This is a genomic window from Streptomyces sp. NPDC088553, assembly GCF_044752965.1.
Taxonomy (GTDB): domain Bacteria; phylum Actinomycetota; class Actinomycetes; order Streptomycetales; family Streptomycetaceae; genus Streptomyces.
Genome location: NZ_JBIVMG010000006.1, coordinates 139,144 through 151,667, shown reverse-complemented (window position 1 = coordinate 151,667; position 12,524 = coordinate 139,144). Strand labels below are relative to the sequence as shown.

12 protein-coding genes and 1 tRNA gene are annotated in these 12,524 nt (G+C 72.3%); 9 read left to right on the top strand and 4 right to left on the bottom strand.

What is annotated here, in order from left to right; translation table 11 throughout:
• Window positions 1-32: 32 nt before the first annotated feature.
• Window positions 33-1,484, bottom strand: a complete 1,452-nt coding sequence (locus ACIP8Z_RS21280; protein ID WP_402085596.1) for a PP2C family protein-serine/threonine phosphatase — start codon at window positions 1,482-1,484, stop codon at window positions 33-35.
• 565 nt (window positions 1,485-2,049) lie between these two features.
• Here ACIP8Z_RS21280 and ACIP8Z_RS21275 point away from each other — a divergent pair.
• Together ACIP8Z_RS21275 and ACIP8Z_RS21270 are read left to right on the top strand one after the other, a co-directional pair.
• A complete protein-coding gene (locus ACIP8Z_RS21275; RefSeq protein ID WP_402085594.1) occupies window positions 2,050-2,730 on the top strand; it encodes a bifunctional DNA primase/polymerase in 681 nt (226 codons plus the stop codon).
• 155 nt (window positions 2,731-2,885) lie between these two features.
• Window positions 2,886-3,518, top strand: coding sequence for a hypothetical protein (locus ACIP8Z_RS21270; RefSeq protein ID WP_402085592.1), 633 nt, complete (start codon window positions 2,886-2,888; stop codon window positions 3,516-3,518).
• A 219-nt stretch (window positions 3,519-3,737) separates the two neighbouring features.
• On the opposite strand, the gene ACIP8Z_RS21265 is transcribed toward ACIP8Z_RS21270, so the two are convergent.
• The 3 genes from ACIP8Z_RS21265 to ACIP8Z_RS21255 form a co-directional block, all read right to left on the bottom strand.
• A complete protein-coding gene (locus ACIP8Z_RS21265; RefSeq protein ID WP_402085591.1) occupies window positions 3,738-4,715 on the bottom strand; it encodes a DUF5926 family protein in 978 nt (325 codons plus the stop codon).
• A gap of 271 nt (window positions 4,716-4,986) precedes the next feature.
• On the bottom strand, window positions 4,987-5,589 hold the full coding sequence (locus ACIP8Z_RS21260) for an ATP-binding protein (RefSeq protein WP_319315129.1): 603 nt from the start codon (window positions 5,587-5,589) through the stop codon (window positions 4,987-4,989).
• A 102-nt stretch (window positions 5,590-5,691) separates the two neighbouring features.
• Window positions 5,692-6,513: a glycerophosphodiester phosphodiesterase gene (locus ACIP8Z_RS21255; protein WP_402085588.1), complete on the bottom strand. Its 822-nt coding sequence runs from the start codon at window positions 6,511-6,513 to the stop codon at window positions 5,692-5,694.
• A gap of 206 nt (window positions 6,514-6,719) precedes the next feature.
• On the opposite strand from ACIP8Z_RS21255, the gene ACIP8Z_RS21250 reads away from it, so the two are divergent.
• The 7 genes from ACIP8Z_RS21250 to ACIP8Z_RS21220 all read left to right on the top strand — a co-directional run bounded on the left by ACIP8Z_RS21250 (window position 6,720) and on the right by ACIP8Z_RS21220 (window position 12,523).
• Window positions 6,720-8,186 (top strand): S1C family serine protease, encoded by a 1,467-nt coding sequence (locus ACIP8Z_RS21250; RefSeq protein ID WP_402085585.1) that lies wholly within the window; start codon window positions 6,720-6,722, stop codon window positions 8,184-8,186.
• 48 nt (window positions 8,187-8,234) lie between these two features.
• Window positions 8,235-8,321, top strand: a tRNA-Ser gene (locus tag ACIP8Z_RS21245).
• 178 nt (window positions 8,322-8,499) lie between these two features.
• Entirely contained in the window at window positions 8,500-8,709 is a 210-nt protein-coding gene (locus ACIP8Z_RS21240; protein WP_402085582.1) for an antitoxin, read from the top strand.
• A gap of 132 nt (window positions 8,710-8,841) precedes the next feature.
• Window positions 8,842-9,366 (top strand): O-acetyl-ADP-ribose deacetylase, encoded by a 525-nt coding sequence (locus ACIP8Z_RS21235; protein ID WP_402085580.1) that lies wholly within the window; start codon window positions 8,842-8,844, stop codon window positions 9,364-9,366.
• 395 nt (window positions 9,367-9,761) lie between these two features.
• The gene (locus ACIP8Z_RS21230) at window positions 9,762-10,067 is read left to right on the top strand and encodes a hypothetical protein (protein ID WP_209495930.1); all 306 of its coding nucleotides are present in this window, start codon (window positions 9,762-9,764) and stop codon (window positions 10,065-10,067) included.
• 198 nt (window positions 10,068-10,265) lie between these two features.
• Window positions 10,266-11,432, top strand: a complete 1,167-nt coding sequence (locus ACIP8Z_RS21225; RefSeq protein ID WP_402085576.1) for an acyl-CoA dehydrogenase family protein — start codon at window positions 10,266-10,268, stop codon at window positions 11,430-11,432.
• Window positions 11,429-12,523 (top strand): bifunctional MaoC family dehydratase N-terminal/OB-fold nucleic acid binding domain-containing protein, encoded by a 1,095-nt coding sequence (locus tag ACIP8Z_RS21220; RefSeq protein ID WP_402085573.1) that lies wholly within the window; start codon window positions 11,429-11,431, stop codon window positions 12,521-12,523. Before ACIP8Z_RS21225 ends, ACIP8Z_RS21220 begins: the two co-directional genes overlap by 4 nt.
• Window position 12,524: the final 1 nt, after the last annotated feature.

The window sequence follows — 12,524 nt, the reverse complement described above, 5'->3', positions numbered from 1 at the left end:
CTGTGCCCACGCGGGCGCCCGCCCCGTGCCGCTCAGTCGAAGCGGGCGGCGAGCAGGACCACGTCCTCCCCGTCCGCGGCGGTGTCGAGACCCTCGGGCAGCATGGTCCGCAGGACGTGGTCGGCGACGGCGCCCGGGTCGCCCCGGTCCGCCTTCGGCACGCTCGACGCCGCCGCGTGGAGCCGCGCGAAGGCCCGGTCCATGGCGTCGCCGGTACGGCGAAGCAGCCCGTCGGTGTAGAGAAGCACCGTTTCTCCGGGCTCCGGGGACAGCTCCACGCTCGGCGCCTCCCAGCAGGACAGCATCCCGAGCGGGGCCGAGAGCGAGGTCTCGACGAACTCGGTGCGCCGCTCCCCGATGATCAGCGGCGGCGCGTGCCCGGCGCCGGCGAGGACGATCCGGCGCCGCGCCGGTTCGGCGTACGCGAAGAGCGCGGTCGCCGAGCGGGCCGGTTCGGTGAGCCGGAGCAGCAGTTCCAGGTCGGAGAGGACGGCGACGGGGTCCTCTCCCTCCATCACCGCGTACGCGCGCAGGGAGGCGCGCAGCCGCCCCATGGCGGCGAGCGCGCTCGGTCCGGTGCCGGAGACCGAGCCGACGGCGAGCCCGAGGGCGCCCTCGGGCAGCGGCAGCGCGTCGTACCAGTCGCCGCCGCCCCGGGGGTTGGTGCGGTGACGGGCGGCCAGCTGGACGCCGGGGACGCGGGGCAGTCGGCTGGGGAGCAGCTCCTCGGCGACGGTGGCGACCTGCACGCGGGCGCGTTCGACCTGGAGGAGGCGGGCGAGGTGCTCGGTGGCGAAGCGGCCGTAGAGCCCGATGAGGTGGCGCTGGCGGTCGGTGGGCTCGGCGGGCTCGTCGTAGAGCCAGACGGCGGCGCCCAGCCGGCCGGCCTCCTCGGTGGCGAGGGGGAGGGCGTAGCTGGCGGCGTAGCCGAGGCGGGCGGCGACCTCGCGGTGGCGCGGGTCGAGGCCGTCCTCGGTGCGGACGTCGCGAATGGCGATCGGGTCGGGGACCCGCTCGGGGTGGACCGGGTCGGGGAGGCCGTCGAGGAGGCGGCCGTAGCTGCTGGTGCCGCGCGGGACGGTCTCGATCGTGCCGAGGTCCGCGTGGGCGAGGCCGAGGCCGATGGTGGAGGCGGGGCCGAGCCCGTCGGCCGGTTCGAGGACGGCCATGCCGCGGCGGGCCCCGACGAGGGCGGCGCCGGCGCCGAGGACCTCGCGGAGGGCCTCGTCGAGCAAGGAGGTCCTGATGAGGCGCTCGGTGAGTTCGTGGAGGGTGGTGAGGTCGGAGACCCAGGCGGCGAGCCGGTCCTGGATCAGCGCTCCCGGTGGGGAGACCGGATCGGAGGGTGCTGCCGCCGCGGGGACCCCGGGGAGGGGCGCCGTAGTGTGCGGGGGCCCGGGAACCGTGGAATCGATTCCGGCCACTTTCGGCATGTGTGGGGCGCTCATGTCAGTCGGCTTTCCGACCGGTGCGTTTGACGCCATAGCATCGCAAACCCCCATGTCATTCTGAGCCGCTCGATGCATCCACATGTACACGCACAAGAGGAACGATGTCCAGCATTGTCCCCACGGGACTTGTGGTGTCCGTGAGCTCGTGCGAGAGGGTTGAAGTCCCGGCGAAGTTGGCCGAAAATTGTCCCCGGTGTGCACCTTTTGCGGTCGACTGGCGTCGTTTGAAAGCGCGTCATTCCGAGCGTGCTGGGTACGTAATCGGTGACAGGCAGGGGCAGTTGGAGCTGCCCCGGAACGCGACGCGGGACCCCGGCGTCTTACATGCCGCAGGCCGCAGCCCGTCACCGAGTGGCGGGGAACGTGTTCTGACCCGCCCCTGGTGCTGACCTGGCTCCACCTCGTTCTGACCTGGCTCCACCTGGTACTGAACCGCTCCATCTGGTTTCCACGTGGTTCCACCTGGTTCCGGCACGGCCGGCCCCGCTCCGGCAGGGGCCACCATCCCGCCGACCCGGTACGCGCTGATACGCACGGTGAAATGTCCTGCACATGGTGTGATGTGGATTCGGCGTTCAACGGAAAGGAACGAGCGCTCATGCGCGAGATCCTCGGAAGGCGACGCAGGCTCCGGTTCCGACGCAAGGCGAGGACCGCCCGGCTCGACGCGGCGGTCACCTTCGCCGTCGAATGGGACTGGCCGGTCCTGCCGGGAGCGGGCCTGAGAGCGACGACACGCACGTCCGCGGGAGCCGCGTGCTCCTGCCCCGACCCCGAGTGCGCGGTGCCCGGCGCGCACCCCTACGACCCCGGACTGCTCGCGGCCACGACCGACGAGCGGATGATCCGCTGGTGGTGGACCCGGCGTCCGGATGCCCCGGTGGTGCTCGCCACGGGCGGCGGCGCGCCCTGCGCGGTCAGCCTGCCCGCGGTCGCGGGAGCGCGGGCGCTCGCCGCGCTCGACGCCACGGGCATGCGGCTCGGCCCGGTGGTCGCGACCTCGACGCGATGGTCGATCCTCGTCGCCCCGTACGGCCTCGAACGGCTCGGCGAGCTGCTGTACGCGAAGGACAGCGTCCCCAGCTCGCTGCGTTTCCATGGAGAGGGCGGCTATCTGCTCCTGCCGCCCTCGGTCGCCGGGACCGGACAGGTCCGATGGGAGCGGGCCCCTCTCGCGGGCTCGGCCCGGCCCTGGCTGCCGGATGTGGAAGCGGTGGTCGACGCCCTGGTGGAGGCGAGCACGAGCGCACCGGACGGCGGGAGCCGGCTGGCGTACTGAGGAGCCGCTGCGGCGGGAGATCCTTCACCCGAACGGGTGTGTCCTGGTCCGACTTGTACGGGAAACGGGCGCGCGGCCGACCGCGCGCCCGTCGGCCGCCGCTATGTTCACCCCACCGTTCAAGATCTCCAGCCGAGCAGGAGCAGGTGGGGCGCATGGGTCCGGTGAACCTCCGCGTGGTCGGACTCGGCGCCGCCGTCACGGTCGCCGTTCTGCTGCCGCTGGTCGCGATGGCGGGGCCGACGGGCGAGCCCGTGGCGGGCGGGTCCGCGCGGCCGGCGGGTGCGGCCGATACCGCCGACGCGAAGCCGGGGGGCCTGCTGAAGGGGCTCGGTCTCGGCTCCCGTACGGAGCCCGCCGCCGACCCGGCCGCCCCTGGTGCCCTCGCCTCTCCCGTCACTCCCCGTGACGCCCCCGCCGCTCCGGCGTCTCCGGAGCGGGTCACGAACTGTGGGCCGGAACTCGCCTCTCCCGAGGGCGTCGAGGCGCAGACCTGTGTCCTCGCGGAGGGTCCCGACACCTGGGGGCGTACGTACTACCGGAACGCGACCGGCCAGAATCTCGACGCGTTTCTGACCCTCATGGCACCCGGCGGGCGGACCGTACAGGTCCGCTGTCCGGTCGCCGCGCAGGACGAACCGGGAAGCTGTGAAACACCCAGGGAGCGGGGCCGAGGGGTGGCCACGGCCTATACGGCGGTAGCGGAATTCGCGGGCACCGGCGAGGGGGACAACACCCCGCTGCTGCTGCGGGCGGGCAGCAACACGGCGGACAGCGAAGGAAGTTGAGCGTCGACGCCCCGGACCTGCCGGAGGCGGACATGGAAAGGCCCGATCGCTGGCGACGGGGGATGCACCAGCGACCGGGCTTCCAGAACGGTAACAAGAGATCTGCTGTTCGCAAATTCGATCTCGGTTATTCGGACAGGGATTTACCCGTCCGCAGACCGGGTTGTGGCGGAAGTCACCGACTGGTCGGTCTGTCAGTCACCGATACCACGCGGGGTATCAGCTGAGAGTTACCTGACGGTTCGTGAGGCCGCCACGCGCGCGCCGCTCCTCCGCGGTGAGCGGAGCGTCCGATGCGAGCGCCTCGGTCAGCCGCTCGGCGAACTCGGCGGCCGGCTTCTCGCACTCCTCGGCGGTCATCGCGGTCGGCAGGTCCCAGACCGGCACCATCAGTCCGTGCGCGCGGAACGAACCGACGAGGCGGGTGTCCGCGCCGATGGAGGTACCGCCGGCGGCCTGGAGGCGGGCGAGCGCGTCGAGGAGCTTCTCCTCCGGGTACGGCATGACCCAGCGCAGGTGGTTCTTGTCCTGGGTCTCGCACCAGTACGCCGAGTCGACGCTCGCCAGCTTCACGGTCGGGATCGCGGCCGCGTTGGCCCGCTCCAGGGAGGCGGCGACCTCCGGGTCGGCGCCGTCCGCGGACTGCGGGATCCAGAACTCGAAGCCCGAGTGGACCTCCGGGGCGAACGTGGCGTCCGCGTCGAGCAGGTCCTGCAGACGCGGGCCCTCGGCCGGGACGCGGCGCGGCGGGACCGGGCTGCCAGGCTCGGTCTCCAGGGCGCGCTGGAGGGTGTCGGCGAGGTCGCGGGCGAGGTCGCCGGAGGTGGAGTCGTTCTGCAGGGCGAGCAGGACGGAGCCGTCGTCGCGGCGGAGCGCCGGCCACGCCATCGGCAGGACGGTCGCGAGCGTCACGGAGGGGACGCCCTCCGGGAGCCCGCCCTTGAGGGTGAGCGGCACGGTGGCGGCGGGCACCAGCTCGCGCAGCGCGACCCAGTCGCACTCGCCTGCCAGGCCCTCGAAGGGGCGCTGGACGAGCTCGGTCACGGCGTGCGCGGCGGCCCGTCCGTGACACGCCTTGTAGCGGCGGCCCGAACCGCACGGGCACGGCTCGCGCGCCCCGACGACCGGGATCTCCCCGTTCGTGACCTGTGCCTGACCGGTCTTGCCGGCCTTCGTCTGGGGGCGCTTCTTGGCCATGGTGTGGCTTTCTCCCGATCGCGGCGGTGCGGTGCTTGTTCCGGGCGCGAGCCTAGCCGCACCGCGCACCGACGCCCTTCAGGCGGGCCGCTGCCCCTGGGAGGGGAAGCGGCCATGGGGCGTCGTGCGGGCCCGGCACCGCCGTGCGCGACGCCCGCCGGCCGGGGCGCGTGCCCGCCGGTCGAGGTGCGCGCCGCTGCTCCCTGTGCGGGCCGCCGGTCGTGGTGCGGGTCCGGTGCTCGCGACGCGCCGGCGGGATCCTCGTACGACGTCAATCCAGGTCGTCGTACGCGTCCAGGATGTCGAAGCGGGAGCCGCCGCCGACGCGGGACGCGAAGTCCTCGCGGCGGTGTCCCTCGGTCACCACCACCCAGACCGTGACCTCGCCCGTCGCGCTGTCCCTCACACCCCAGTCCTGGGCCAGCGCGCTGATGATGTTCAGCCCGCGGCCGCCCCGTGCGGTGACCGACGGCGTCGCCGGAACGGGCCGGGTCGGACCGCCTCCGTCCGTCACCTCGACTCTGAGGCCGCCCGCCGGATCCACCCGCCAGGCCGCCCGTACATCTCCGTCGCCCCGATCCGCGTGCCCCAGCGGCCTGCCGTACCGGCAGGCGTTGCTGAGCAACTCGGAAAGGATCAGCACCGCGTCGTCGACGACCGATTCGGACACCCCGCTGCGGTACAGCTCGTCCCGCATCCGGTGTCTCGCCTCACCCACGCCCGCAGGGCCATGGGGTACGGCCATGCTCGACGACGTGGGCACCTCCTGTGCCACCACCAACGCCACCCCCGAGACCTCCTTTGCCCCACGCCACCGTGTGGATGCCCCAATGGCCTGGACCGGAAACCGGCCAGTCCGTGTGCGATGAGGCACTCGTGACGATCGCGTACGCGCGGAACGCGCCGGTGCACTCCCTGAAATCCTTGTGAAGCCTTGTGGCGCAAGGGAAAGAGGGGGCTGGAGTCACTGAAACCCTCAGTCGCGGCGCAGCTGGGAGAGCACCTGCTTGGGGCGGTTGGTGATGATCGCGTCCACGCCGAGGCGCTCGCAGAGCTCGACGTCCTCGGCCTCGTCCACGGTCCAGACGTGGACCTGGTGCCCGGCCTTCTGCAGCCGCAGGATCACGGCCGGGTGGTGGCGGACGATCCGGATCGACGGGCCGGCGATGCGCGCGCCCGCGGGGAGCCGTCCGTCGCGCAGCCGCGGCGAGACGAACTGGGCGAGGGAGACGGTGGGGAGCGTCGGCGACGCGGCGGCGATCCGGTGCAGGGAGCGGGCCGAGAAGCTCATGACGCGTACGGGGGATTCGGCGGGGGACGCGGGCGCGTCCAGGCCGAAACGCTTGAGGAGCTGGAGCAGCCGCTCCTCGACCTGGCCCGCCCAGCGGGTGGGGTGCTTGGTCTCGATGGCCAGCTCGACCCGGCGCCCGGCGTCGGAGACCAGCTCCAGGAGCCGCTCCAGGGTGAGGACGGAGGTGTACCCGGGGTCGCCCCAGTCGGGGCTCTCGCCGGATTCGTCGCGGCCCTTCCAGGTGCCGAAGTCGAGGGCGGCGAGATCGGCGAGTTCCAGGGCGGAGACGGCGCCGCGGCCGTTCGAGGTGCGGTCGACGCGGCGGTCGTGGACGCAGACGAGATGGCCGTCGGCGGTGAGCCTGACGTCGCACTCCAGGGCGTCGGCGCCGTCCTCGATGGCCTTCACATAGGCGGCCAGAGTGTGTTCCGGCGCGTCCTCGGAGGCTCCACGGTGGGCGACGACCTGGAGGGGGGCGCTGTTCGGGTGCTGCCGTGCGTGAGTCACGGCGTCATGGTGCCATTGGCGGGGCGGAGCGGGCACACCGGAAGGTGTCCGTTCTGTCCGTATATAAAGGTAGGGGGGTGAATGCACAGCTCCGCCTTACGGCGGCCTGACGTCCTGTGGGAAAAGCTGGTGCAACACCCTGGGTCCCGTAGGTGACCCGTAGGTACCACCACCCGACCCCGCGCAGTCAACGAGGAGAGCGAGCTGTGAGCACCGAGAACGAGGGCACGGCGGTACCGGCGGACCACCCGGCTGCCCCGTCCACTCCGTCCACCCCCGCGACGCCTCCGACCACTCCCTCGGCGTCGACGCCGGCCCCCGAGCCGACGGACGCCCCGCAGACCCCGGTCCCGGAAGCGACCCCGCCCCAGACGCCGCCCCGGACCCCGGCCCCCGCCTCCGCACCGGAACCGACCGCGACCACGCCCCTCCCGACCGCTCCCCCCGCGGCCACGCCCACTCCGGCAGCCGCCGGGGCCGGCTGGCCGCCGCCCCCGCCGACCGTGCCCGCCTGGGGCGCCCCTCTCCCGCCCGCGCCCCCCGCGTCGCCGCGCCGGCGCACCGGCGGCCTGGTGGCGGCGGTCCTGGTCGCGGCGCTCGTCGCCGGCGGCATCGGCGGTGGCATCGGCTACTGGGCGGCCGAGCGCGGCGACGAGACCGTCAGCTCCACGACGGTCTCCTCGGGCGAGGCCCCGGCGTCGTTCAAGCGCGAGCCCGGGACGGTCGCGGCGGTCGCCGCGAAGGCGCTGCCGAGCGTGGTCACCATCCAGGCGAAGTCGGGTGGTTCGCAGGGCGAGGGCGGCACGGGCACGGGCTTCGTGTACGACCAGGAGGGCCACATCGTCACCAACAACCACGTGGTGGCGTCGGCGGCGGACGGCGGCACGCTCTCCGTGACGTTCCCGGACGGCAAGTCGTACGACGCGCAGGTCGTCGGCCGGGCCGAGGGCTACGACGTGGCCGTACTGAAGCTCACGAACGCGCCGAAGGGGCTGAAGCCGCTGGCGCTCGGCGACTCCGACAAGGTGGCGGTCGGCGACTCGACGATCGCGATCGGCGCGCCCTTCGGTCTGTCGAACACGGTGACGACGGGCATCATCAGCGCCAAGAACCGCCCGGTCGCGTCGGGCGACGGTTCCGGCGGCAGCAACTCGTACATGAGCGCGCTGCAGACGGACGCCTCGATCAACCCGGGCAACTCGGGCGGTCCGCTGCTCGACGCGAGCGGCGCGGTCATCGGCATCAACTCGGCCATCCAGTCCGCCGGCAGCGGCTTCGGCCAGTCCCAGGCGGGCTCGATCGGCCTGGGCTTCGCGATCCCGGTGAACCAGGCGAAGAACGTCGCCCAGCAGCTGATCAGGACGGGCAAGCCGGTGTACCCGGTGATCGGCGCGACGGTGAACATGCAGGAGCAGGGCGAGGGCGCGACGATCGCCTCCCAGGGCTCGGGCGGCACCCCCTCGGTGACCCCCGACGGTCCGGCGGCGAAGGCGGGCCTGAAGGCCGGTGACGTGATCACGGGCTTCGGCGACCACCAGATCGACAGCGGCCCCACCCTGATCAGTGAGATCTGGACCCACAAGCCTGGCGACCAGGTCAAGATCACCTACGAGCGCGACGGCAAGACCTCCACGGCCACGGTCACCCTCGGCGAACGCACCGGCGACAGCTGACCGGCTAGGCTGTCCCCCGCGCCGCACACGGACACACCGCCGGCGCGGGGTGGGTTGCCCGAGCGGCCTAAGGGAACGGTCTTGAAAACCGTCGTGGCAGCGATGTCACCGTGGGTTCAAATCCCACACCCACCGCAGTGGATCGGCGAACGCGCTGGTCGGAAGGGGTGCTCCGGATTCCGGGGCGCCCCTTCGTCGTGTGTGGGGGCTACTCCGGAAGGCCCCCGGCCCACGGCAGTCCCCCTCTGCGGATGCGGTACGCGGGTGGTGCCGTGATGCTGGAGGGGCTGGAACAGTGGCTAGGAGGGCCAGGATGTCTGTGTTCGACAAGCTCAAGGGAATGCTGAAGGGCCACGAGGATCAGGCCTCCAAGGGCGTCGACAAGGCCGGCGACTACGTCGACGGGAAGACGCAGAGCAAGTACAGCGGTCACGTCGACACCGCCCAGGAGAAGCTCAAGGAGCAACTGGGAGGCACGGGTCAGCGGCCCGACTCTCCGCCCCAGCCCCCGCCCCAGCAGTAGCGCGAGGCGCGAAGCGACCGTCAGGGCGCCCCGGATCCGTGTCCGGGGCGCCCTTTCCGGGATGCGGCGGGGGTGGCCCTTCGGGTTTCATGGGGCGCCGGAGAGGTGGGGACCGGACGAAGGAGTGGTGTCGTGGTGCGCATCGTGCTCGTGCAGGGGGACATCACCGCCGAGGCCGCCGACGCGATCGTGAATGCCGCGAACTCCTCGCTCCTTGGCGGTGGCGGGGTCGACGGCGCCATTCACCGCAAGGGCGGCCCCGAGATCCTCGCCGCCTGCCAGGACCTGCGCCGCTCGCACTACGGCAAGGGGCTGGCCACCGGGCGGGCCGTGGCGACCACGGCGGGGCGGCTGCCGGCCCGGCATGTGATCCACACGGTCGGACCGGTCTGGTCGCGCGACGAGGACCGTTCGGAGCTGCTGGCCTCCTGCTACCGCGAATCCCTGCGGGTTGCGGACGAGTTGGGTGACCGGACGGTCGCGTTCCCCGCCATCTCCACCGGGATCTACGGCTGGCCGATCGACGACGGCGCCAGGATCGCCGTGCGGACGGTAAGGGCCACCCCCACCGACGTGGAGGAAGTCCGCTTCGTCCTCTTCGACGCCCCGGCCTACGCGGCCTTCGAGGCGGCCGTGGGGGAACGGGACGTTCCTTAGGGCGAGTCGAACGCGGTTCTCCTTCTGTCCGTTCGTTCGATATTCGCCTACCGGGGGCGCGCCGTCGCGATCTTGCGGCGGGGAGATTGGCGGGAAATCTGCCGGAACGCTTCCTCCCTTGGGGCGTACGGGCTGCCGCTGTCCTGAATGCCGTCCGCCCGGGTGAGCTGGGCCTTTGCTCGATGCCGCCGGGTTTATCTGCTTGTCCTCACGCTTGCGGGGGAATCAGGCGCTCCGGGGTGGTTCGCCGGGGATTCGGTGGGCAACTCTGGATTCGCGACGTCGAGCACAACGACCGGGGCGGTCGGCCAACTGCCTTGGAAATGGCCGTACTTCAGAGAACTTCAGAGCAGTTCCGTGCACCGCATCAGATTTCAGTTCCCGGAGGAACAGACATGGCAAGCATCCGTACCGCCCGCATCCTCGCCGCTGCCGCCGCCCTGCCCCTCGCCGCCGCGCTCTTCACCGGGGTGGCCCAGGCCGACAACGGTGGGTTCGCGGACGACGGATCGAACACGAGCGTCGCCACGATCGTGGGCAGCGGCGTGGGTGGGGACAACTTCGGCAACTCGACCACGACGCAGCAGGTGGCGACCGGTTCCGGTGCCTCCAACCAGAACAACACGGCCAGCGTGAACGGCTCCGCCTTCACCCACATCGCCCAGAACAACGCGGTGGTCAACTTCCACCCGTGGTGGTGACCGGCACAGCACGGCAGCCGGCCCGGCGGGGGGCGTGACCGCGATGTGAATGACGGCCTGTGCGCCGGTACTTCGGTACCGGCGTGCGGGCCGTCCCGCGTGTGCCCCGGGTGTGCGCGGTCGGTCGTCGACCTTGACAGAGGTCCTGAATCTGACGGACAGTCAGAAACCTCAGTCGTCCCACGGGAGGCCGTCGCCGTGCACCTCGCCCCGACCGAGCGGCAGCTACGGCTGCGCGCCGAACTCCGCGCGTACTTCCGGGACCTGATGCCCGAAGGTCCGCCCCCCGCCACCGACACCGGCGCCCAGCGCCGGCTGCTCCGCCGGATCGGCGCCGACGGGCTCCTCGGTCTCGGCTGGCCCGAGGAGTACGGCGGTCAGGGCCGCGGTCCCGACGAGCAGTTCGTCTTCTTCGACGAGGCGTACCGGGCGGGCGCCCCCGTCTCGATGGTCACGCTCAACACCGTCGGCCCCACCCTCATGGCGTACGGAACCGAGGACCAGAAGGCCTTCTTCCTGCCCCGGATCCTGCGCGGCGAGACCGTCTTCGCCATCGGGTACAGCGAGCCAGAGGCCGGCACGGACCTCGCCTCCCTCCGGACGCGCGCGGTCCGCGACGGCGGGTCCTGGCTGATCGACGGCCAGAAGATCTTCACCTCCAACGCCCAGAACGCCGACTGGGTCTGGCTCGCCTGCCGCACCGCTCCCGACGCGCCCCCGCACCAGGGCATCTCGATCGTCCTCGTCCCCACCGACGCCCCCGGCTTCTCCTGGACCCCGATCGCGACCGTGGGCGGCCTGACGACCACGGCCACCTACTACGACGGGATACGGGTCCCCGCCGGGAACCTCGTCGGGCCCGAGCACGGGGGCTGGGGGCTCATCACCAACCAGCTCAACCACGAGCGGGTCGCACTCGCCGCGATCGGCATGCAGGCGGAGGACTTCTTCGCCGCCGTGCTCGACCGGGCCCGTACCCCCGATCCAGTGAGGGGCAGGCGCCGCATCGACGAGCCGTGGGTGCGGATCCGAGCCGCCGAAGCGCATGCCCGGCTGGCCGCGACACGCCTGCTGAACTGGCGTTTGGTGGGAGATGTGGGAGCCGGCCGGCTGGCCCCGGGGGACGCGAGCGGCGTGAAGTTCACGGGAACCGAATCGGCGGTGGAGGTGTATCGAATATGTCAGGAGATCGCGGGTGGACCGGGGACGGTGCGAGCGGGATCGCCGGGGGAGTTCGACGGCGGTGAGCTGGAGCGCATGAACCGGGCCGCGCAGATCAACACCTTCGGGGGAGGGGTGAGCGAGGTGCAGCGCGAGATCGTCGCGAGGATGCGGCTCGGCATGAAGGCGAGGGGCCGGCGATGACCCTCACACGGAGCCAGGACGGACCGGACCCGTCGTCGGACGGACCGGACCCGTCGTCGGACAGGCCGGAGTCGTCGTCGGACAGGCCGGACCCGTCGTCGGGAGGGCCGGACCCGTCGCGGGACGGGCTGTACGAACGGCTCGCGGGGTTCGCGGGGCGGGCCGCCGCGACGGCCGGCGTCGGCAAGGACCCGGTCAACCTGCCCATGATCCGGCACTGGTGCGAGGCCATGGGGGACGACCATCCCGCCTACCGGGGGCCCGACGCCGTCGCGCCGCCCACGATGCTCCAGGCCTGGACGATGGGCGGTCTCTCGGGGCACACGGACCGCTCCCCCGCCCACGAGGAACTGTTCGCCCTCCTCGACGCGGCCGGATACACCTCGGTGGTCGCGACCGACTGCGAGCAGGAGTACCTGCGGCCGCTGCGGCCCGGCGACGCGGTCACCTTCGACACCGTCATCGAGTCCGTGTCGGAGCTCAAGACCACCAAGCTGGGGTCGGGTCACTTCGTCACCACCCGGACCGATGTCCGGGCCGCCGGGCAGCCGGCCGGCACCCACCGCTTCCGCATCCTCAAGTACGCGCCCGCCGCGCGCCCGCGGAGGCCGGAGCCCCCCGCCGCGCCCGAGGCGAGGCAGCCGGAGGGCCGCTCGGAGGGAAGCCGGCCGGCGGGACGGCAGCCGAGCGCCCGGCGGCCCCGGCCCGTGGTCAACCGGGACAACGCCGGATTCTGGGAGGGCGTGGCCGCGCACCGGCTGCTCATCCAGCGCTGCGGCGGCTGCGCCGCCCTCCGTCTCCCCTGGCTGCCGGGGTGCGCCGACTGCGGCTCGCCGGAGTGGGACACGGTCGAGGCGAGCGGCGCCGGGACGGTCTACTCGTACGTGGTGATGCACCACCCGTCCTTCCCGGCCTTCGACCCGCCGTACGCGGTCGGTCTCGTCGAACTCGCCGAGGGCGTACGGATGATCAGCAACGTGGTGGGGGTGCCGTACGACAAGGTGCGGATCGGGATGCCGGTGCGGCTGGAGTTCCTGCGCGTCGACGAGGAGCTGGAGCTTCCCGTCTTCCGCGCGGGAGGGGAGGACTGAC

Coding starts and splice junctions, on each gene's coding strand:
- ACIP8Z_RS21280 (WP_402085596.1), bottom strand. CDS start 1,484: ATGGCGTCAAACGCACCGGTCGGAAAGCCGACTGACATGAGCGCCCCA.
- ACIP8Z_RS21275 (WP_402085594.1), top strand. CDS start 2,050: ATGCGCGAGATCCTCGGAAGGCGACGCAGGCTCCGGTTCCGACGCAAG.
- ACIP8Z_RS21270 (WP_402085592.1), top strand. CDS start 2,886: ATGGGTCCGGTGAACCTCCGCGTGGTCGGACTCGGCGCCGCCGTCACG.
- ACIP8Z_RS21265 (WP_402085591.1), bottom strand. CDS start 4,715: ATGGCCAAGAAGCGCCCCCAGACGAAGGCCGGCAAGACCGGTCAGGCA.
- ACIP8Z_RS21240 (WP_402085582.1), top strand. CDS start 8,500: ATGTCTGTGTTCGACAAGCTCAAGGGAATGCTGAAGGGCCACGAGGAT.
- ACIP8Z_RS21230 (WP_209495930.1), top strand. CDS start 9,762: ATGGCAAGCATCCGTACCGCCCGCATCCTCGCCGCTGCCGCCGCCCTG.
- ACIP8Z_RS21220 (WP_402085573.1), top strand. CDS start 11,429: ATGACCCTCACACGGAGCCAGGACGGACCGGACCCGTCGTCGGACGGA.